Annotated in this window: 17 protein-coding genes; 13 read left to right on the top strand and 4 right to left on the bottom strand. The window is 43.0% G+C overall.

Going from position 1 to position 20,434, the window contains the following annotated elements:
• The first annotated feature begins 10 nt into the window (after positions 1-10).
• Positions 11-1,645, top strand: coding sequence for a thiamine pyrophosphate-binding protein (locus tag VP97_RS06945; protein WP_050181019.1), 1,635 nt, complete (start codon positions 11-13; stop codon positions 1,643-1,645).
• A 93-nt stretch (positions 1,646-1,738) separates the two neighbouring features.
• On the opposite strand, the gene VP97_RS06940 is transcribed toward VP97_RS06945, so the two are convergent.
• Both VP97_RS06940 and VP97_RS24200 read right to left on the bottom strand, forming a co-directional pair.
• Complete coding sequence (locus tag VP97_RS06940) at positions 1,739-2,485, bottom strand: hypothetical protein (RefSeq protein WP_050181018.1); 747 nt, start codon at positions 2,483-2,485, stop codon at positions 1,739-1,741.
• Positions 2,486-2,716: 231 nt separating this feature from the next.
• Positions 2,717-2,878: a hypothetical protein gene (locus tag VP97_RS24200; protein WP_172656741.1), complete on the bottom strand. Its 162-nt coding sequence runs from the start codon at positions 2,876-2,878 to the stop codon at positions 2,717-2,719.
• 187 nt (positions 2,879-3,065) lie between these two features.
• Between VP97_RS24200 and VP97_RS06935 the strand changes: the two genes are divergently transcribed.
• On the top strand, positions 3,066-3,908 hold the full coding sequence (locus VP97_RS06935) for a pentapeptide repeat-containing protein (RefSeq protein WP_050181017.1): 843 nt from the start codon (positions 3,066-3,068) through the stop codon (positions 3,906-3,908).
• Positions 3,909-4,391: 483 nt separating this feature from the next.
• The gene (locus VP97_RS06930) at positions 4,392-5,789 is read left to right on the top strand and encodes an NCS1 family transporter (RefSeq protein ID WP_050181016.1); all 1,398 of its coding nucleotides are present in this window, start codon (positions 4,392-4,394) and stop codon (positions 5,787-5,789) included.
• Between the two features lie 592 nt (positions 5,790-6,381).
• Here the strand turns inward: VP97_RS06930 and VP97_RS06925 are convergent.
• On the bottom strand, positions 6,382-7,995 hold the full coding sequence (locus VP97_RS06925; RefSeq protein ID WP_050181015.1) for a PucR family transcriptional regulator: 1,614 nt from the start codon (positions 7,993-7,995) through the stop codon (positions 6,382-6,384).
• 146 nt (positions 7,996-8,141) lie between these two features.
• On the opposite strand from VP97_RS06925, the gene allC reads away from it, so the two are divergent.
• The 8 genes from allC to VP97_RS06885 all read left to right on the top strand — a co-directional run bounded on the left by allC (position 8,142) and on the right by VP97_RS06885 (position 16,991).
• On the top strand, positions 8,142-9,383 hold the full coding sequence (allC, locus tag VP97_RS06920) for an allantoate deiminase (RefSeq protein ID WP_050181014.1): 1,242 nt from the start codon (positions 8,142-8,144) through the stop codon (positions 9,381-9,383).
• Positions 9,384-9,396: 13 nt separating this feature from the next.
• Positions 9,397-10,644: a pyridoxal-phosphate-dependent aminotransferase family protein gene (locus tag VP97_RS06915; RefSeq protein WP_050181013.1), complete on the top strand. Its 1,248-nt coding sequence runs from the start codon at positions 9,397-9,399 to the stop codon at positions 10,642-10,644.
• Between the two features lie 83 nt (positions 10,645-10,727).
• On the top strand, positions 10,728-12,080 hold the full coding sequence (locus VP97_RS06910) for a uracil/xanthine transporter (protein WP_082220273.1): 1,353 nt from the start codon (positions 10,728-10,730) through the stop codon (positions 12,078-12,080).
• Positions 12,073-13,272 (top strand): amidase, encoded by a 1,200-nt coding sequence (locus VP97_RS06905; RefSeq protein WP_050181012.1) that lies wholly within the window; start codon positions 12,073-12,075, stop codon positions 13,270-13,272. Before VP97_RS06910 ends, VP97_RS06905 begins: the two co-directional genes overlap by 8 nt.
• Positions 13,269-14,135 carry a fumarylacetoacetate hydrolase family protein gene (locus VP97_RS06900; protein WP_050181011.1) on the top strand — a complete coding sequence of 289 codons (867 nt, stop codon included), beginning with the start codon at positions 13,269-13,271 and terminating at the stop codon, positions 14,133-14,135. Before VP97_RS06905 ends, VP97_RS06900 begins: the two co-directional genes overlap by 4 nt.
• A 295-nt stretch (positions 14,136-14,430) precedes the next feature.
• Positions 14,431-15,819, top strand: coding sequence for an allantoinase (locus VP97_RS06895; RefSeq protein WP_050181010.1), 1,389 nt, complete (start codon positions 14,431-14,433; stop codon positions 15,817-15,819).
• A 160-nt stretch (positions 15,820-15,979) separates the two neighbouring features.
• Positions 15,980-16,552, top strand: a complete 573-nt coding sequence (locus VP97_RS06890) for a membrane lipoprotein lipid attachment site-containing protein (RefSeq protein WP_050181009.1) — start codon at positions 15,980-15,982, stop codon at positions 16,550-16,552.
• Between the two features lie 28 nt (positions 16,553-16,580).
• Positions 16,581-16,991 carry a hypothetical protein gene (locus tag VP97_RS06885; RefSeq protein ID WP_050181008.1) on the top strand — a complete coding sequence of 137 codons (411 nt, stop codon included), beginning with the start codon at positions 16,581-16,583 and terminating at the stop codon, positions 16,989-16,991.
• Between the two features lie 306 nt (positions 16,992-17,297).
• On the opposite strand, the gene VP97_RS06880 is transcribed toward VP97_RS06885, so the two are convergent.
• The gene (locus VP97_RS06880) at positions 17,298-17,936 is read right to left on the bottom strand and encodes a cupin domain-containing protein (RefSeq protein WP_050181055.1); all 639 of its coding nucleotides are present in this window, start codon (positions 17,934-17,936) and stop codon (positions 17,298-17,300) included.
• Between the two features lie 601 nt (positions 17,937-18,537).
• On the opposite strand from VP97_RS06880, the gene treP reads away from it, so the two are divergent.
• Together treP and VP97_RS06870 are read left to right on the top strand one after the other, a co-directional pair.
• A complete protein-coding gene (gene treP / locus VP97_RS06875) occupies positions 18,538-19,977 on the top strand; it encodes a PTS system trehalose-specific EIIBC component (protein WP_050181007.1) in 1,440 nt (479 codons plus the stop codon).
• 209 nt (positions 19,978-20,186) lie between these two features.
• On the top strand, positions 20,187-20,434 hold a 248-nt coding region (locus VP97_RS06870; RefSeq protein WP_172656740.1), incomplete at its 3' end, for a transposase.

The raw sequence follows: 20,434 nt of genomic DNA, 5'->3' as shown, positions 1-20,434 counted from the left end.
GGGATTTTTTATGAAAGCCATTCGGTCAGTGTTGAATTATTTTGAAGGCATGGGTGTAAAGTACATTTTTGGTATTCCAGCAGGTTCAGTGAATGCTTTATTCGATGAACTATATGATATTCCATCTATCACACCGATTATTACAAAGCACGAAGGTGCTGCTTCTTATATGGCTGCTTCTTATGCAAAATATACAAATGGGCTGAGCATCTGTGTAGGCTGCAGCGGTCCGGGGGGAACAAATTTAGTTACGGGGGCAGCCAACGCGATGCGGGAACACTTGCCGGTTTTATTTTTAACCGGAGCCGTTCCTGTCGACACAGTCGGATTAAATGCCTCTCAGGAGTTAAACGTGGAGCCGGTGTTTGCACCCGTTACAAAGTACAGTGTGACAGTAACAAAAGCAGAGAACCTGCTCGAGGAAATTGTGAAAGCCGCAGAGATAGCCGTCTCTGGCGTTCCAGGACCTGTTCACATTTCTATGCCGATTGATGTGCAGCAAGGAAAAGTACAAGAAAAAGCGGTACCGACACCACCTGTTAAAAAGCCAACAATTCCGAATCTTGATACAATCAAAAAGGTGGCCAGGGAACTGGTAAACAGAGACAGCGGTTATCTTTTTGTAGGACAGGGAGCTCGATATGCAGTTGACCAGGTGCTTGAGCTGGCAGAACTATTACACTGGCCAATTATGACGACGCCACAGGCAAAAGGCGTTATTCCAAGCAGCCACCCTCTTTCGGCAGGCGTATTTGGCTTTGCCGGTCACGAGTCTGCTTCTACCCTTATTAATGAAGGCGGCGGCGAGGTTTTATTGATCATCGGATCCGGTTTAGGTGAAACAGCTACGAACAATTACAATGCAAACCTGACAAAAGATCGATTTGTTGTGCAGCTTGATTTTGATGAAACAGTATTTAACCGAAAATATAAAGTGGATGCACCGGTGTTAGGGAATATTCATTTAAGCCTCGCTTTCTTGATTGAAGAATTAAAGATATTAGGTGCATCAGCACAAAAGGAAACAAAGATTGCTGAAAACAAAAGTGCAGCTGGGGAAGAATACAATACGAAAAATGTGCTGTTAGCACTTCAGAATTACCTGCCTTCGGATTCCAGATACTGTGTAGATATTGGAGAGTTTATGTCCTATGTGATTCATCACATGAAAGTGAAGGAATCTCACACATTCGACATTAATGTACATTTTGGTGCCATGGGAAGCGGCATTGGTTCCGCGATCGGGTCAAAACTCGCTGAGCCTGAGCGGCCGACGGTATGTGTAACAGGAGATGGCTGTTTCTTTATGCATGGAATGGAAATCTTAACAGCAAAAGAATACCGCCTGCCGATTTTATTTGTTGTCATGAATAATGCGCGTCTTGGTATGGTTTATCATGGACATACACTGCAATATCAGCGCTCGCATCCTACTTTTGAACAGGAGCCTATTAATATTACAGCGATGGCAGCAGCGATGAATATTCCAAGCTTCAGAATTGATAGAATGGAAGATATGAACGAGGAAGTAATCAGCGGTTTGATCAATGCAAAGGGACCGGCTGTTTTAGAGATAGCGCTTGTTGATAACAATGTACCACCAATGGGAGACCGAGTGAAATTTCTCTCCTCTTTTGCAAAATAAGCAAATCCTAAAGTGCATCTGTTTATGGCTTTTATAGACATAAAAATGCTCTGCCTGTTTTTTCAGGCAGAGCATTTCGTTTAAGGGAATGGTTTATAGGTGTGAATAATTGTGTTTAATATACTTCTCAATCATTTTCATCGTTTTTACTTTGAAATCATTCGGAACAGCTTCTCCGCTTGGGTTAGTATAATAAACGCTTTGGATGGTTTCATCGTAATAGAAACCGAGTGTGGCTAAAGACTGCTGCAGATCATCTGGTACTATTTTAAGACCTGTTTTCTCCGTAAAATAGTCGGTTGGGACGATCCGTGCATCAATATCCCCAGTCCCTGTATAGACGATAAATAAATTTGTTTCGCTTTGAGAAAGCCACTGGCCTTTTGAATAAAGTGAAATTCTGGCTGCATCCAATTCCGAGATACCGGCTAAATTGATACCGAAAAGCTGATTAACCATCGTGCGAACATCAGCGCTTGTCAGGCTGCCTTCATGCTGTTTAACCTGCAAATCCATGGCTATAGCAGGCAAAGAAGCCACAGCTGCATCGCTTTCTTTCAATGAATATGCCTGCAATACACGAGCTTTTTGTTTAGGGAGCAGTGTTTTCTCGTTTAAATCAATATGGTACGTATTTTTTATTACATGAAAAATGTCCGCTACGCTTAGTTCTTCTTTAAATAAATCCATGCATAAATCCATTAACACTGCTTTTGGTGTTACTCTTATATAAGCAGACAGCTCCGCATCAGAGACAAAATGACCTTTTTCTTTTTTGATCGCTTCTTTCACTATTTGAGGGATAACCGATGAATCGTTTATGGAAGCTGGCTTTGGCATGAAAATCCTCCTAATAAAAAATATAATTATTAATGCTATTTTGATTATAGCGTAAAAACAAAGGAGTCAATGAAAAACTTGGCATCTTAACTTAATTGGTTGTGGTGAAGAAGTAAGAATGGAGGAAGAGAGATAAGAGGGACCTGCTTTTTCCGGGTTTGCTGCTGACTATTCTGAAAAACTATAAATAGAAAAAGCGTGAATCCTAATAAAAGGATCCACGCTTCTGGTTTATCCGAGCGGCAGTGACTTTTGCTGCTCGGGTGCTTTACTTTTTGAGCTGCCGCCCATGGCTTTAAATTGATTCATTAGTTTTGTCCGAGATTTTTCATTTCGAAGAAGGTAAGCTGCTCCCAGTGCCAGTGTTGTCATCATTGCTTTATTTCCTGCCATGTTATGCACTCTCCTTTGTGATAAGTTTACCTTCGTACTATTCCCGATCTTTAAAAGAATAAACAAAAGATAAAAAAGAGAACCTTTCTGCTAAAAGAGGGGTTTGTTTTCTAAAAGAAGGAACAGTATACTTTTCCATAAGCAGACAAATGAATAATAGATTCATTATTGAAGGAAGTGTTAAAGGGTGTCTAGTCAACTAGCAAGTACAAAAAGCCATTTGCGAGCCGACTGTGATAACTGTTTTGGTCTGTGTTGTGTGGCACTGCCTTATGCAAAATCGGCTGATTTTGCCATGGATAAGGACAGTGGTACACCATGCAAGAATTTACAGGTGGACTTCTATTGTGGCATCCATCAAAACCTTAGGCAAAAAGGTTTCAGGGGCTGTGCAGTATACGAATGTTTCGGAGCGGGACAAAAAGTATCACAGTTTACATACAAAGGTACAAGCTGGCGGGAAAATCCGGCATCTAAAAAAGAGATGTTTGATGTCTTTCCCATTATGCAGCAGCTTCATGAAATGCTTTGTTATCTAGGAGAAGCGCTTGAGTGGAAGGAAACAGAGCCAATTCATACAGACCTGCGGAGAGCTGTAAAGGAGATAAATGCGCTTACACAGCTCAGCCCTGAAGCTATTTTAGCACTTGATGTTCCCGTTCACAGAGCGATGGTCAATCAACTTTTACTGCAGTCGAGCAAGTATGTGCGGGCAAGAGCTGTATCAAAAAAGAAAGCGAAAGCAGCACTTAGAAAAGATTTTTTTGGCGCAAAGCTAAAAGGAGCGGATTTAAGAGGGGCTGACTTGAGGGGAGCGCTTTTGATCGCGGCAGACCTGAGAGGAGCGGACCTCCGGCTGACAGATTTGATTGGTGCCGACTTTCGTGATGCCGATTTAAGAGGGGCCGACTTGACAGGAAGCATTTTTTTGACGCAGGCTCAGGTAAATGCAGCTAAAGGTGACCGGCACACAAAGCTGCCTGTTTCACTGCGTAAACCGGACCATTGGCTCGAATCAGTAAACAAGTAATAAGGTAAAAATCAGTTCCTTTAAAAAGAATGAACTATTGATTAAGTTCTGGATTCATACAGAAAAGGTTGTTTAAAACAAATGATCATGAATGAAGCAGCTATTGGAAAGCTGCTTCTTTTTTGTGTCTGTAAAGAAAATACTTGTTTTAAAATACTTCTAAAAAACCTTTTATTCAAATCATCTAAAATAATACTGAAAAATGTACATATCTCCCAATGACTTTTAATTCAGATTTTTATAAACTTCAATTATGTTATATTAAGTCACATGAAAAAGAAAGTTATCTTCCATAGATAATTCATATCTTTTTTACAGTTTATTAATGAAACGAGAATGCAACCTAAAATGACTTAAGAGATATATCGCTTTTAAAAATAGATTTTACATTTACTTAACTGAATATTCTATCAATTAAATCTGGTTTTATCAATATGAAGAAGCGTTTTTCTCTGAAGACTAAGAATGGAGTTGAGGGCAACTGTGTCAACAAATTTAGCCAGGCAGACAGCAGAAGAAGTACAGGTTCCTTATTCAAAAGGAATCGATGAATCGTTAAAACCAAAAACGGAGAAAAGCCGAACGGTCGGATCTTTTTCCTACATGTTTATGTGGATTGGTGACGGCGTAAACCTCGGAAATATGACGCTCGGTGCCAGTTTGATTGTAGCCGGTGCAGCTACACTGAACCTTGTGCAGACCTTTTTAGCAGCGGCGATCGCCATTGGTATTATTTCAACCTTTTTTGCTTTAAATGACCGGCTGGGATACAGAACAGGAATTCCTTACGTTGTACAGCTGAGAATGTCATTTGGCAGTAAAGGATCAGTTATATCTTCCTTGCTGCGCGGTGTACCGGCGATTGTCTGGTACGGGTTTCAAAGCTGGACTGGCGGAACGGCATTAAACGAAATTGCAAAAGTTTTAACCCAGGGTTCTTTTGATAATATAGCCGTTTGTTTTATAGCAATCCAGCTTGTTCAAATTGTTCTTTCCTTGTTTGGTTTCCATGCGATTAAATGGATGGAAATTTTGGCATCTGTTGTGATCATGCTGGGACTCGTTTATGTATTCGGTATTTTAATGACGTCCCACAGTGATGTTATTGCGGAACGGTGGGTACATGCAGAAGGCTCATGGGGCTTGCCATTCTTTGCCTTTATTATGGTGTTCCTTGGAAACTATGCAGCGATTTTCTTGAGTGCAGCGGATTATTCCCGAGAACTGAAAACAGGAATCAGTGATACAAAACGAGGATTTTTATACTTCTCTCCCATCGTAGTTGCTTATGGTTTTGTTCTGACGATCGGTGCGATGCTCGCAGCAGCTACAGGCATTTCCAATCCAGTAAAAGCTTTTGCCGTCGTAGTAGATAACCCGTATATCACGGTTGCTGTTTCTGCATTTATCGTCATTGGTGCGGTTGCTGTAAATATGGTGGCTAATATCATTCCACCAACATATGTAATTACTTCACTGACAAAATTAAAATACAAACCTGCTGTTGTCATTACCGGCCTGCTTGCATTTTGCTCTTTCCCGTGGGTTTTGGTACAGGATTCATCAGCAGAGGGCTTAAATACGTTCATCTTAATCTATTCTGCTTTCCTGGGCCCAATTGTTTCAATCCTATTGGTAGAGTACTATATTTTACGGAAACAGAAAATAAATGTTTCAGATTTGTATGAAGAAAATGGACAGTTTGCAGGGTATAACCCATGTGCCATTATTGCGATGCTAATCGGAGCGGGAGCGGCTTTTATCCAGGTAGATCTTGGCTGGATCATCGGCGTTGTTGTCGGCGGGCTTTCCTATATCCTGCTCATGAAGCTTGCATTTAAAAATTCGAAGTTTAAAAAAGGTACAATTTTTGAAAAATAAAAGAAAAGTGAAATAGAAAAACGAATCGACAAACACCCTCCAGGCGAATGAGCAACAGCTGATTCCAATCCTGAGAGGGTGTTTTTGATGCTGATTTTAGAAGATGCATGTTTGGAAAAAGCGGCTTAGGGATTTTCTTTATAAAGTAGAGACATCAGAATGCAAAACGTTTCTCGATTATAAAAATGAAAAAGTGCAACGTCTTGAACGAGCATAAAGTTGTCGGTGCCCGGCTCACCGCTGTTATCTTGCTGGAATGGGGAGATGCGCTAACTTTATGAAAGGCGCTATTTACTGATTCAGTCACGTATATAATCTTAAACAGGAATGAAAAAACAAACCCAGCTTGGCTGATAACGCTGGAGAACGGAAAATTAAAAGGTTAAACCATTAAACTGTACCTTCCTGCTTGCTGTTACTTTTTATAAAACAGGGGAAATTCCAAGCTCTATAGAGTGATAAACAAGATGGTGTGGCTAGTGGTATTCTGTTCCGTAGCTATTAATTCTATATACTTGTTAGTACTATTAGTATCAATTGCTAATTGATACTCCCACGGCTTTAGCTGTGGGAGTGTCAATGTAAAACTAGATCAGCTGTTTTGCAGCAGCGCTTTAATTCGAAAAGCAAGACGGAGGCATAAAGTCTGTTCAGGGTCTTTTAAGCTGCGACCAAGCAGCTCCTCGCATTTTTCTAGCCGGTAAATGACAGTATTACGGTGAATAAACAAGCGCTTGGCTGTTTCGGACAGCTGGCAGTGTGACTCCAGGTAAACAGATAAGGTTTGCATCAAAAGGTCATAATCTTTCTTTGGCTCGTTTACGAGTGCCTGGAAAGTATTATGGTAAAACTGCTTCATCTGTTCATATGGAATCATTCGCAAAACCTCTGATACCTCTTTTGGCTGATAGGCTTCTATAAATTGCGTACTGCCAAGCATTGACCCGTAATAAAGAGCATTCACTGCTTCTTTGTAAGCTTCCGGCAGACGAACTAGGTGCTCTGCATATGTGCTGATGCCAAAAGAAATTGTTTTTTGCAGCTGCGTGCCAACGGACGATTGAATCGCTTTTAAAAAGGAAAAAAAGCTTTCTTCACTGTTTTTCCAGTTCCCTTTGGCTTCCATTAAAACAATGTATTTATCGTCTGTCGCATACAGCTGCATGCTCCCTTCGGCGCCCTGTATGTCTTCATCAATCGTATCGTAAATAAGCTCTGATTCCCATTGATGCTCAGCAAGAGAAAAGCTTTTTTCGGTACGATCAATGCGTCCTGCCGCACAAAAATAGCGATTTTCATTTGAAAGGCCGAACTCCCTTGCCCGATTCAGTATTTCTTCAGAAGAGGAAAAAGCGCCATTCATAAAATTTGTGAAAAATTCGTTTCGAAGCCGCTGTGTTTTTTGTTTAAGAGCATTTTCCTTCATTAATTCAAAAGCAATCACGTTGGCGGCCTGTTCGACCATTAAAACAGCAGAGCGGTCTGTTGGCGGAATAAACCGGTGAACGGCCAGGTAGCTCGGCTGTTTTTTATGCGTGTAAATAGGGAACAACGTAAATGTCTTCAAGGCTTCTTCATGTCGAATTGAAAAAGCTGTAAATCTTGTTTTTGGAAGATAGGCGCCTATGCCGGCCAGTAAAGAGTAAAAAGAGTCAGATAAACTACCTGTACCAGAAAAAGGCCGCAGCTGCTGATTTAAAAGGGTAATCCGGCCGCCGGTTAAGCCAGCCAGACTTTGAAGGATTTTATCCAGACCCTGGCCGTTAATAATAAAGTTCGTAAATTGCTGGTGTGTTTTCATCGCCTGGTGTAGTTCTGTTGTCCGCATATCCAAAATGCAGCTGAGTGATTGATGGACAATATCTCCAAGTGATGTATCAACAGGTATATCAATAATCGGCAGTTGATACTGGTCAGCAAGCGCGATCGCTTCAGCCGGAATGTTATGTAAAAAGCGCTTTGTTTTAATGCCAAGGCCGGCACAGCCCTGTTTATGCATTTCCTCCAGAAGCCCCAGCATGGAAGAAAGGTCGTCTTTTAAATGAAAGGCGGTCGTGACCAGTAATTCATTTGGCTTAAGATAAGAGATAATATCTGGAGCGTCCATCATATTAACGGTATTTACTTCACGGTCCAACCCCGCCCGTCCTCCAGCAATAACAGCGCCGGAAAAAACTGGAAGGGCTAATAAATCCTGCATAAACATCTTTATTCTCTCCTTGATTTTCGAATAGTTTGACCTTTTAGTTAGATTAAACAATAAAACGAGATAATTTTCTACATTTTTGTGAATGTTTTTCGCTTATTGTTCCATTACAATAAAAGCAATAAGAAAAGAGCAGGGGGATGGATATGATTAAAACAGATCCGCCTATCGAAACGAAAACGGCATATGAAATGACTGAATGGCTGGCTCGTTACGGGCAGACCGAAAGAGGCGGCGTAACCCGTCTTTTATATGATCAAAAGTGGCAAGACGCCCAACAAGCACTGATGAGGAAAATGGAAGAGTCCGGGCTTGTGTCTTATTTTGATGATGCCGGGAACCTTTACGGGCGCCTGGAAGGATCTCAGAAAACGGAAGCTGTTATTTTAACAGGTTCCCATATCGATACAGTCACAGATGGAGGCAAGTACGATGGTGCGTACGGCATCGCTGCCGGTATACTAGCGCTGCAGTCATTGTTTGAACAGTACGGCCGCCCGAAGCAGACAATTGAAGTCGTATCGCTTTGTGAAGAAGAAGGAAGCCGTTTTCCCCTGACCTACTGGGGATCTGGAAATATTACAGGATTGCGAAAGCAGGATCATATAAAGGAACTGAAAGATACGTCCGGCACGTCATTCACAGAAGCGATGAACAGGGCAGGATTCGGTCTTGGACACTTCCGCCAGGCAAAGCGAGATGATATCGATTGCTTTATTGAACTTCATATTGAGCAGGGGGAAGTACTTGAACGGGAGAACAAATCCATTGGGGTTGTCAGCCACATTGTCGGACAGCGCCGCTATAATGTAACAATTACGGGAGAAAGTAATCATGCCGGCACGACACCAATGCCATATCGTAAAGATGCCGTCTATACGGCGGCATTACTGATTCAAACCTTGATTCAGCGGGCAAAAGAAACCGATCCTGAACTGGTAGCGACAGTAGGCAGAATGGAAATTAAACCGAACATTCCAAATGTGATCGCCAGGGAAGCGGTGTTTTCCATTGATATTCGCCACAGTCAAGAATTGCTGCTGGAGTCGTTTAGCACCTCTGTTTTCCATACATTCCAGCGCATTTGCCAGGAGCATGGAACAGGCCTTCATATTGATAACTGGATGAATGAAAAGCCAGTTCCGATGTGTGAAAAGCTGAGTGCGCTGTCGATAGATATTTTAAAAAGGGAGCAGACCCCTTATAAAGTCATGACAAGCGGTGCAGGCCATGATTCTCAAGTGTTTGGCCGGTATGTACCAACCTCTTTATTGTTTGTACCGAGCCATCGGGGGATCAGCCATTCGCCGGATGAATATACAAAAGCGGTGGACCTCGAAAAAGGAGTCCAGCTGTTAACAAAAACATTATACGAGTTAGCTTATTAAGGAGGAAAACAAAATGACGGTATACCGTGAATTAAATACACCTTTACGCACCATTATGACCCCGGGACCAGTTGAAGCAGATCCGCGGGTGCTTCGGGCGATGAGCACGCCAATTTTAGGCCAGTTTGATCCGGCATTTACCCAGATTATGAATGAAACAATGGATATGCTGCGCCAGGTATTCCAGACAAAGAACCATTGGGCATTTCCAATCGATGGAACGTCCCGCTCAGGTCTTGAAGCCGTCCTGACCAGTGTAGTGGCACCAGGAGATAAAGTTCTGATCCCGATTTTTGGCCGGTTTGGCCACCTGCTGACAGAAATTGCAGAGCGTAATGGCGCCCAAATCCATACCATTGAAACAGAGTGGGGGCAGGTATTTGACCAGGATGAGATCATTGAGGCTTTGGAGCGTGTAAAACCGAAAGTCCTGGCTATTGTCCACGGTGAAACATCAACAGGATGCATGCAGCCACTTGATAAAGTCGGGAAAGCCTGCCGTGAGATGGGTATTATCTCGATTGTAGATGCAGTCGCAACGATTGCCGGAACAGAGGTGAAGGTGGATGAGTGGCAGCTGGATGCAGTGATTGGCGGAACGCAAAAGTGTTTTTCCGTTCCATCCGGCATGGCACCGATTACGTATAATGAGCGCGTTGAAAAAATTCTTTCCTCCCGCAAGAAAGTGGAAAGAGGCGTGCGAACAGCGGAAGATGCAGTGGATGTTTTGCATCCCATTCAAAGTAATTATTTTGATTTAAGCCAGCTGCAGGATTACTGGGGGCCGCGCCGTCTAAATCATCATACAGAAGCAACGTCTATGCTTTATGCACTCCGTGAAGGAGCACGTGTTGTGCTTGAAGAAGGTCTTGAAGCACGATTTGCTCGCCACCGTCTTCATGAAAAAGCAATCATGGAGGGTGTTAAGGCGATGGGACTTACACTTTTTAACGATGTGCCGTGGAAGCTGCCAATGGTAACATGCGTGAACATTCCTGAAGGCATTGACGGTGAAGCTGTCCGGTCGATGCTCTTAGAGCAATTCGGCATTGAAATCGCCAGCTCGTTCGGTCCGCTTCACGGAAAAATCTGGCGCATTGGTGCAATGGGCTACAGCTGCCGCAAAGAAAATGTGTTTGCTGTATTGGCAGGTCTTGAAGCTGCATTAATCCGAAATGGAGCCGTTGTTCAAAGAGGAGAAGCGCTGCAGGCTGCTTTAAATGTATACGAGACAGCTGCTGCCGAAAAAGTTATGATGTAATAAGGAAAGCCGGCTTCAATCCATGATTTTTTGATGGGCAGCCGGCTTCTTTATTCTTCGGTGTGGAAAAGAAGGTGAGCAATATGTGGGAATGGACAAAGGTAACACACTGGACAGCAGGACTGCAATGGCTGTTTTTTCTTTTTACCAATACAGTGGTTATCCCTATTACAATTGGAAGTGCATTTGGGCTGGAGCAGGGGAAAATCGTGGCACTCCTTCAGCTTTCTTTTATTTTTACAGGGCTCGCTTGTATTGTACAAGCCCTGTTTGGTCATCGCCGTTCGATTATGGAAGGACAGTCAGGCCTCTGGTGGGGCGTCATTTTAAGCATGTGCTACATTGCTCCCGCACAAGGCATTCCACTTTCTGTGCTGGGAGGCAGCATTTCAGTCGGTATTATTTTGTCGGGGATCATCACCGTGCTGATCGGTGTATCGGGTTTGGCTTCCCACATTGCCAGATGGTTTAACGCGGGTGTCATGGCCGTTTTCACCTTTTTATTGGCGGTCCGGCTAAATACTATTTTTTTAAAGGGGATGCTTGGCATTCCTTTTAGCACAGGAGAAGTTTCTCCGCAAATTGATGTTCCGGTTTTTTTGCTGTCATGCGCCATTGTTCTATTTACCATTTTTCTTAGTGTAAAAGGGCATGCCAAGATCAGCCGGTATTCTCTTTTAATCAGTATTATTGTCGGCTGGCTTGTTTATGAATTATTTTTTTCAGCAGGCGGTGAAAGTATCGACATGGGCGGTGACGCTGCTGTCAGCGTATTTCTTCTTGGAGCTCCTTCTTTTGATATTGGCATTATCATTACGGCCGTCGTAGCCGGTATGCTAAACCTGTCCAATACATTTGGTGCTTTAAAAGGAACGGATTCCATGTATGGGGCTCAAACGGAGAACCGGCAGTATCGCCGCTCTTTTACCATTTCAGGTGTTTTCACCATGATCTCCGGCTTGTTCGGCATGGTGCCGTATGCACCTTATGTGTCGTCTATCGGTTTTTTAAATCAAACACGTATTTTAGAAAGACTGCCGTTTATTCTTGGGGGCGCCATGTTTATAGTGATGGGCATCATTCCTGCCATTGGCCACTTAATGGCTAAAATGCCTTTGAGTGTTGGCAGTGCAGCCCTGCTTGTTGCTTATATGCGTCTTTTGCAAACTGCGCTTGGTTACTTTGAACAAATCGACATGACGCCGGCAAACCTGTATCGGGTCGCAGTGCCGCTCTTTATCGGCATTATCTTTCTGTTTTTCCCAACGGAGTACTTTCTATCATTTCCATCAATGATTCGTCCGCTCGTCAGCAATGGCCTCCTGATTGGGATTTTGCTGTCGCTTGTGATAGAAAATATCCGCTTTAAGGGACGGCGTAAAAAAAGAAGCCGTCGTTATAAACTTATGAAAGGGGAGGTATATCAAAATGACTGATCAATGGAACGCGTTTATGGACAAGGAAGTCGAGCTTGCACCAACGGGGGAAGGACTGCTCCATGGCCGCCTCTTTGCGGTGAAGGATGTATTTTCCATTAAAGGCTATACATGCAGTGCGGGAAATCCTGACTGGCTTCGGACACATGATCCGGCGGAGGAAACAGCAGACTCTATTCAAAAACTGCTGGCCCAAGGAGCAGCTCTTACAGGCACTCTTCAAACAGATGAGCTGATGTACAGCTTGAATGGTGAAAATGCTCACTACGGTACACCTGTTAATCCGAAAGCGCCGGACCGGATCCCGGGCGGCTCTTCAAGCGGCTCAGCCGTTGCTGCTGCTGCTGGTCTTGTTGATTTTGCGGTTGGGACAGACACTGGCGGCTCGGTCCGTATTCCTTCTTCCTACTGCGGGCTGTACGGCATTCGCCCGACACACGGAGCTGTTAACATAAGCGGTGTGATTCCGCTGGCAAAAAGCTTTGATACAGTTGGCTGGATGGCTAAGGATATGAACATGCTTGCTCAGGCAGGCGAAGTTCTGCTCCCTTCTTCTGATGAAAAGAAGCCGTTCAAGCGACTATTGGTCGAAGAAGCAGCCTGGGCACTGCCAGACAGGGAAACAGCTTCAGCCCTTCAGCCCTTTTTAGAGACCGCTCAAAAAAGAACGGAGCATGCTGAGTCTGAGTCTGTCCGTGTGGCAGAAGAAGGACTGGCTGCCTGGACAGAGGTATTCCGGACCATCCAGGCACTGGAAATCTGGGAAGAACACGGCTCGTGGATTATAAATGAACAGCCGGCATTTGGCCCGGGTATTGCTGAGCGGTTTCGCATGGCCGGTACCTTACAAAAAGAGGAGTGCCAAAACCAGTTTGATAAATGGAAAAAGATTCAGAGGCGTATGGATGCTCTCTTAGGCGAGGATGCGCTGTTAATCATTCCAACTGCACCAGGACCGGCGCCGCTTCTTAATTTACACGGTGAAGAGGCAGAACAGTACCGGGCAAAGACGATGCAGCTTACTTGCATAGCCGGGCTTGCCGGACTGCCTCAAATTACGCTGCCGCTTGCAGAAGTGAACGGACTGCCAGTCGGATTATCCGTAATCGCAGGAAAAAATCAAGACAGACGGCTGATCGATTGGGCACTTTCATTTGCCAAAAGCTGCAGCGGGGAGGAAATGAAAGGATGAAGCTTGCCACGGTTTACTGCAATGGTCAGGAAAAAGCAGCACTGATTGAGCAGGACAACATATACCTTATGAATCAAGTAAACGAAGCAGCCGGAAAACAATGGAGTGAAGAATTGCTGCCGCTTCTGCAAAACGGTGAATTCGAGGAATTGAAAAATTGGTTTCATAAAGAAGGACGCAGTCAGCTAAAGCCCAAAAGCGGCCTTGACCTGGATGGTGTATCGTTTGCGCCGTTATTCCGCCATCCCGAAAAAGTGTTCGGGGTTGGCATGAACTATATGGAAAAAGCGTTAGAGTTATCAGGCCAGCCGCCGGAAGAAGAACCGGTGATCTTTATGAAGCCGAACTCAAGCCTTATTGGGCCAAATGATCCTATTCAAATCCCGTTGCAGTCACCGAATGTATCTGGAGAAGCAGAACTGGCCATCGTCATTGGCAAAACGTGTGAAAATGTAGAAGAAGCGGATGTTTGGGAGTATGTGGCGGGCTTTACGAGCAGTCTGGATATGACCGCAAAAAATATCCAAAATCAAAATCCGCGTTTTTTACAGCGGGCCAAAAGCTTTAATACCTTTTGCAGCTTCGGCCCTTATTTGATCACCGCCGATGAATTGCCATCCCTTTCTTTGATCGAGGTGGAAACCGTTTTAAACGGCATCGTCAATCATAAAAATGTCATTGCCAATATGATGTATCAGCCGGCGTTTATCGTTTCTTTTTTCTCTAAGATCATGACACTTCAGCCGGGAGACGTCATTTTAACAGGGACGCCCGGATCCGCTTTGATTCAAGAGGGAGATGTAATTGAATGCCGGATCACTGGATTCCCGAGTCTGGCTAATCCGGTAAAAAAACGTCTGTAAAACGGATGAAAAGCTGCTTCAGAAGTCAGCCAGTCGCTGCTCTCTGAACCGGCTTTTTTTTTCATAAACTGCTTCCAAGCAGCGGCTATTTTTTTGGATAATGTGTACAAATAGGAAAGAAAAAATCACATATTTACTAATGAATTAAAAGTTCGAATATTATAAAATCAACTTAACTGAAAACATGTAAAGAAACGTAACATAAACAAAGAGAAACAGTGATAAAAAGACTTTCATTGTTATAGAGGAAAGATCAGTTTAATACAGCTGGAAAGCTAAAGACAGGAGAATGAAAATGAAACAATTCGATACAATCATTCAAAATGGAACGGTTGTTTTTCCCGATGGATCAAAACAAACAAACATTGCGATTAAAGGTGGGAAAATCGCCGAGATTGGTGAATCTATTTCTGGTGAAGCAGAGCATGTGATTGATGCAGAAGGCCAATTCGTGCTGCCCGGCATGATTGATGTTCATGTTCACTTTAGTGATCCGGGCCGTGATTATTGGGAAGGCTTCCATACAGGTTCTCAGATGATGGCAGCAGGCGGCTGTACAACTTATTTCGATATGCCGCTCAATGGTATTCCATCTACGATTGATAAAGATGCACTTTACCAAAAAGCTAACAAGGGAAATCAAACTTCCTGGACTGATTTTGCCCTGTGGGGCGGCCTGGTACCGGGAAATGAGCCACACCTGGCTGAACTGGCCGAAGAAGGTGTAATTGGGTTTAAAGCTTTTCTTTCTACAACAGGCAACAAAGAATTTGAAAATGTAGATGATATAACGCTTCTTAAAGGCATGAAAGTCATCGCTGAGCTTGGTAAAGTGCTCGCTCTTCATTCAGAAAGCGGTCCGATTACCGACTGGCTCAAAGAAGAAAAAGAGAAGGCCGGGCTTGTGTCAGCAGATGACTATCTTGAAACACGCCCGATTGCGGCTGAAGCAGAAGCTGTACAGCGTGCTTTGTATTACGCGGAAGTAACAGGATGCCCGCTTCATTTTGTACACATCAGCTCTGCTGAAGCAATTGAAAAAATAGAAGAAGCGAAGCGTAAAGGCATGAATGTGACGGTTGAGACATGCCCTCACTACCTAATGTTTAACCACCATGCACTGCAGGAAAAAGGCGCAATTGCCAAATGTGCGCCGCCGCTTCGCCAGCCAGAAGAGCAAAAAAAGCTGATTGAGCTTTTAATCAATGGAAAGTTTGATATGATTTCTTCGGACCATTCACCGTGTACAAGTGACTTGAAAGATCCAGCTACATACAATTTGTTCCAGGCTTGGGGTGGTATCAGCGGCGGCCAATTTTCTCTGCTGTCAATGATGGAGCTTGCTCTGCAGCACAACATTCCATTTGAACATGTAGCGAAATGGACAGCGCTCAACCCTGCCAAGCGGTTCGGACTTTCTTCAAAAGGACAGATTGCGGAAGGATATGACGCTGACTTTGTACTGCTGTCTACAGATGAATCATTTACAGTTACAGAAGAGAATTTTTTGGCTAAAAATAAAATCAGCTTATATATCGGCCATACATTCCCATGTTCTATAAAGAAAACCATCAACCGCGGTCATGTAGTATATGATCAGGGTGTGATCTCAGCCGAGCAGCCAGGCGGCCAGTGGATTAAGCCAGGTAGAATCGAAGAAAAAACAGCCAGCTCAGTTAACTGAGCTGGCTGTTTTTTTGTTAGCAGGCCGCCGGTACTGCTCAATGCCCATATACTGTACTTATTCACAAATATATTCTTTTGCGTAAAACATTTTGTACTTCCAAGTTAGAAGGTTTCTTTTATTTTCCATTCGTGTAAACTAAAAGAAACGAGGTGAGCACATGAAAAAAATCTTTCTATTTACAGCTTTTATTTTTCTGCTATCAGCATGTAACTCCACCAGGGAACAAAGCGAGACGGGAGAGAAAAAGGAGCCTGCACGCTTTGATTATGAATTAAATCATGATCTTTATGCAACGCTTGAATTCCATACGGTTGCTAATGATGGAACTTCTTCACTGCTGAAAGCGTCGCGGCCATATACCATTCCAAAAGGTACGCCGGTGAAAGTTGTAGCTGCTATTACAAACAAGGGAGAAAAAGACTTCGTATTTGAAGGAAATCCTTGTTCAGGAAAATTAACCGTATCTGTGACGAATAACGAACAAACCTTTAGATTGAGCGGGCAGGGAAATGTGACGCCGGATGTTTGTACAGCACAGCTTGTCACACATACGCTAAAAAAGGGAGAAACACTCGAGGCAGAAGCTGTGTTTGAAACAGATTATGACGAGCTTGCTGTGGCTCCTGAGGAAGCAGGGGAAGAACCCAGCATGAATCCATTTAACGCTGTTGCTGCATATGGAGAGGAACGGTTTAGTTCAACGTTTGAAATCGAGGAGACAAACGAGTAAAAATAATAGATTCAAGGGAGATCACCTGATGTCACCTATTGCGATCACCACGAGTTTGTTTATGGTGGGACCGGTTTTGATTTTGTTCCTTTGCGCTTGCATTTTTCGAAAAAAGAGAGTGATGTTACTTTCGCTTGCATTTTGTATCAGTATGGCAGAAATTGTTTATTTAATATGGGAAAAAGATAACGAAAAGCTCACCATAATGGAAAATATAGACGCAGTAGAAGCACATTTGCAGGAAAGGTATCCGGGTGAGGAATGGATCTTGAGAAGACAGGAAGGTGTTTTCCTGGATCACGGAGGAATTGAAGTGATCTTTTTGAATGAGCTCGATGAAGGATACCATTACTATGTAGACGACGGTAAAGTCAGGCAAAGTGGCGGCTTTTCCATAGAAGGAGCTGACTTCGAAAGAAAGCACAATGAAGAAAATTAAAAGATAAGCACATTTGATTTTTAAACACGCTAAAAGCAGCCGGAAAAGCCGATATATGCTTCGGGCTGCTTGTTAAATATAAAAAAGGAAATGAACACACTTTAAAGAATGTGCTCTAACATTCTTGCTGCGGCTGTTGTTTTTTCGACAGTTCATACAATTAGAACACTTTCAAAAAAAGATGGTTTATTGATCTAATGAGGACAACCTGCGCTTTTCAGTAAAGTTTCCTGCACAGAGGCTAACAATAAACATAAATGGTATTAGAGGATTATGAATCCTGCTGAGTGTGTATATAGAGAATGATTATTGCTTCCCGTAGTAAGAAGGATAAGTATAATATGGAAGTCCAGGATAAGGATGATTATTTTGAGGCTGCTGAGAAGGATAGTTTGAATATTGGCTTTTTGCTTGATTGCAGTCCTTATATGGGCGGATAAGCGTCGAAGGCTGAACAGGATGGACTGCACGTTTCCATTGCTCTTCGTCAATGCAATAAGTATGAGCCATAATGTTTGCAGGGGTTAATGTAAGGATGTCAGATCCTAAGATTACTTCCGGCGTTGGCGCGTTAAAAATAGCTAAAAGGTGAGTGCGATCAGTGGTTGCGACTTCATAATGCCACCAGCCCTGCGGAACATTCGCGACCTGTCCCGGTGTAATAGGGTAATGACAAAGCTCCTTTGTAAGGGGATTCAACATGGATACAGTGGCTGCACCTGAAATGCAATAAACTAGCTCGGCTGCATTTTGGTGATAATGAGGCTCCACAACGTTATGGATGCTTAAAAAGATGTCGAGAAGAGATACGTTTTTCAATGTATTCAGCTGCTGCACGCCAAGGACATTGATATAGTTGCTGTTGTCCTTTTGAAAAAAACGACTACTGTTTACATCAAACGTAAATTGAGTTGATGGAGCCGTATAATCCATATAAGAAGTCATAAAATAAATATTCATCCCTTCTATAACATATTGGCTGAGTAAACCTTAAAGGCAGGTTATGCACCCATAAAGTAGTTGGTGTCTCTGAAACGTCATATAGGTTAATTGGCACTCATTGTAGATGTAAAACAGATAAAGCCAGAACTGACGGAACTAACCCCATAGAGTAAGACAAATAAAAACATCTTTAAGTTGAAAAATGGGTATGTAATTACCCGAAAAGCCAACTTGGAGGTGTTTTTTTATGGACACAGGAGTATAGTCAGCAAACAGATGAAGAATAAAAGCCGCGAAAAAACGCTGTTGCTTGCATGATGTGGGATATCGTCCCATGAAAATAAGTGTAAAACGAACAGGGTTGATTCAATAAAGCATGTTCATACGCGAAATAAGAGCAAATCACCTTTCCTTATGTATAAATTTTTATTAAAAATCCTAGTTGACAATCATGTATATACAAGATAAAATGAAAACGCAAACACATCTTGTATATACAGGTAAAACTAATTCGTAAACAAAAACACCTCCTGTATATATTGGTTTGATTACTGCAGAAAACGAAGAATTGGAATGAACGCCAATTCAACAGGGGGAAAAGGGAATGAGTAAGTATACAGACCCAGCGAAAGAACTGCTGGAGCGCATTGGGGGAAAAGATAATGTTGCTGCTGTTACACATTGTGCAACCAGAATGCGTTTTGTTTTAAAAGATCCTCAAAAAGCAAATGTAGAACAAATAGAAGCAATTAAGCTCGTAAAGGGAACCTTTACTCAGGCTGGTCAATTTCAAGTTATCATCGGTAATGAGGTTTCTTCATTCTTTAATGAGTTTGTTCAACACGCAGATATAGACAGCGCTTCCAAAGAAGAAGCAAAAGTGGCTGCCAAGCAAAACATGAACTTTCTTCAACGAATGATTGCTCACCTTGCAGATATTTTTACGCCATTAATTCCAGCATTGGTAGTCGGAGGTCTTATTTTAGGCTTTAGAAATGTAATCGGTGACATCAAAATGCTGGAAGGAGGAACGAAGTCACTGGTAGAAGTTTCTCAATTCTGGGCAGGTGCACATGCGTTTTTATGGTTGATTGGTGAAGCGGTATTCCACTTCCTGCCTGTAGGTATCACGTGGGCAATTACAAAGAAAATGGGAACGTCACAAATTCTCGGTATTGTTCTTGGTATTACCCTCGTTTCTCCTCAGCTTCTAAACGCCTATGGAGTAGCAGGCGCTAAAGCCAGCGACATACCCGTATGGGATTTTGGCTTTGCACAAATTGAAATGATCGGCTACCAGGCGCAGGTGATTCCTGCGATTCTTGCCGGTCTTGTATTAGCGTTCTTGGAGCGTAAATTACGTGATATCGTTCCAAATGCTATTTCTATGATTGTTGTACCGTTTTTTGCTTTACTGCCAACTGTTTTAATTGCCCACACTGTATTGGGTCCTATTGGATGGAGCATCGGCTCATTTGTTTCTAACGTTGTGTATTCAGGTTTAACTTCATCATTTGGCTGGTTATTTGCGGCCATCTTTGGCTTTGCTTATGCCCCGCTCGTTATCACTGGATTGCATCATATGACCAATGCAATCGATCTTCAGCTTATGAGTGAGCTTGGAGGAACAAACCTGTGGCCAATGATCGCTCTATCAAATATCGCGCAGGGTTCTGCTGTTTTGGCAATGATCTATATTAATAGAAAAAATGAAGAAGAAAAGCAGGTATCGATTCCAGCTGCAATCTCCTGCTACCTGGGGGTAACAGAACCGGCCATCTTTGGTATTAACCTTAAATACGGCTTTCCATTTTTAGCAGCTATGATTGGATCTCTGACCGCAGCAGTCATTTCTGTAGGAAGCGGCGTAATGGCCAACTCCATCGGTGTAGGCGGCTTGCCTGGTATTTTATCTATTCAGCCTCAGCACATGATTATGTTTGCAGTCGCAATGGTTGCAGCGATTGTAGTACCGCTTATTTTAACAATTATATTTGCAAAAACGGGAGTATCTAGAGTTACATTCAAGAAAAAAGCAGCGTAAGCAGCAAGGAGGGAGAAAATTTCTCCCTCCTTTTTGTTCGTGTTTTTTATCGCTTTTTTCTAATCGGCAGCCCTTATAACGAAATGGCAAAAGCGGTGTACACATAGGGTACACCGCTTCAGCTTGTAGACAAAGTCTTCATTTTGAAGATGATGTCTACAAGCTTTTTTTGTACAATAAAAACATCAAAATCTTGTGGGGGAATTTGTATGTTATCAAAACGACCGGAAAACCGCCGGAATCAAATGGAAGTTGTCGCGCTCGATCAGCTTGTACCTGCTGACCATCTGGTTCGCAAAATCGAGGCGGCAATCGACTTTGACTTTATATATCCGCTAGTGGAAGATATGTATTCTGCCGATAACGGACGGCCAAGCGTCGATCCTGTTGTACTGATTAAAATGGTGCTGGTCCAGTACCTGTTTGGCATCCGTTCCATGCGCCAGACGATTAAGGA

Source organism: Domibacillus robiginosus, assembly GCF_000966195.1.
GTDB lineage: Bacteria > Bacillota > Bacilli > Bacillales > Domibacillaceae > Domibacillus > Domibacillus robiginosus.
Note: the sequence above shows the minus strand (reverse complement) of the source record. Positions and strands in the feature narration are given on the sequence as shown.

Coding starts and splice junctions, on each gene's coding strand:
- VP97_RS06945 (WP_050181019.1), top strand. CDS start 11: ATGAAAGCCATTCGGTCAGTGTTGAATTATTTTGAAGGCATGGGTGTA.
- VP97_RS06940 (WP_050181018.1), bottom strand. CDS start 2,485: ATGCCAAAGCCAGCTTCCATAAACGATTCATCGGTTATCCCTCAAATA.
- VP97_RS24200 (WP_172656741.1), bottom strand. CDS start 2,878: ATGGCAGGAAATAAAGCAATGATGACAACACTGGCACTGGGAGCAGCT.
- VP97_RS06925 (WP_050181015.1), bottom strand. CDS start 7,995: ATGTTTATGCAGGATTTATTAGCCCTTCCAGTTTTTTCCGGCGCTGTT.
- allC (WP_050181014.1), top strand. CDS start 8,142: ATGATTAAAACAGATCCGCCTATCGAAACGAAAACGGCATATGAAATG.
- VP97_RS06915 (WP_050181013.1), top strand. CDS start 9,397: ATGACGGTATACCGTGAATTAAATACACCTTTACGCACCATTATGACC.
- VP97_RS06910 (WP_082220273.1), top strand. CDS start 10,728: ATGTGGGAATGGACAAAGGTAACACACTGGACAGCAGGACTGCAATGG.
- VP97_RS06905 (WP_050181012.1), top strand. CDS start 12,073: ATGACTGATCAATGGAACGCGTTTATGGACAAGGAAGTCGAGCTTGCA.
- VP97_RS06900 (WP_050181011.1), top strand. CDS start 13,269: ATGAAGCTTGCCACGGTTTACTGCAATGGTCAGGAAAAAGCAGCACTG.
- VP97_RS06895 (WP_050181010.1), top strand. CDS start 14,431: ATGAAACAATTCGATACAATCATTCAAAATGGAACGGTTGTTTTTCCC.
- VP97_RS06890 (WP_050181009.1), top strand. CDS start 15,980: ATGAAAAAAATCTTTCTATTTACAGCTTTTATTTTTCTGCTATCAGCA.
- VP97_RS06885 (WP_050181008.1), top strand. CDS start 16,581: ATGTCACCTATTGCGATCACCACGAGTTTGTTTATGGTGGGACCGGTT.
- VP97_RS06880 (WP_050181055.1), bottom strand. CDS start 17,936: ATGACTTCTTATATGGATTATACGGCTCCATCAACTCAATTTACGTTT.
- treP (WP_050181007.1), top strand. CDS start 18,538: ATGAGTAAGTATACAGACCCAGCGAAAGAACTGCTGGAGCGCATTGGG.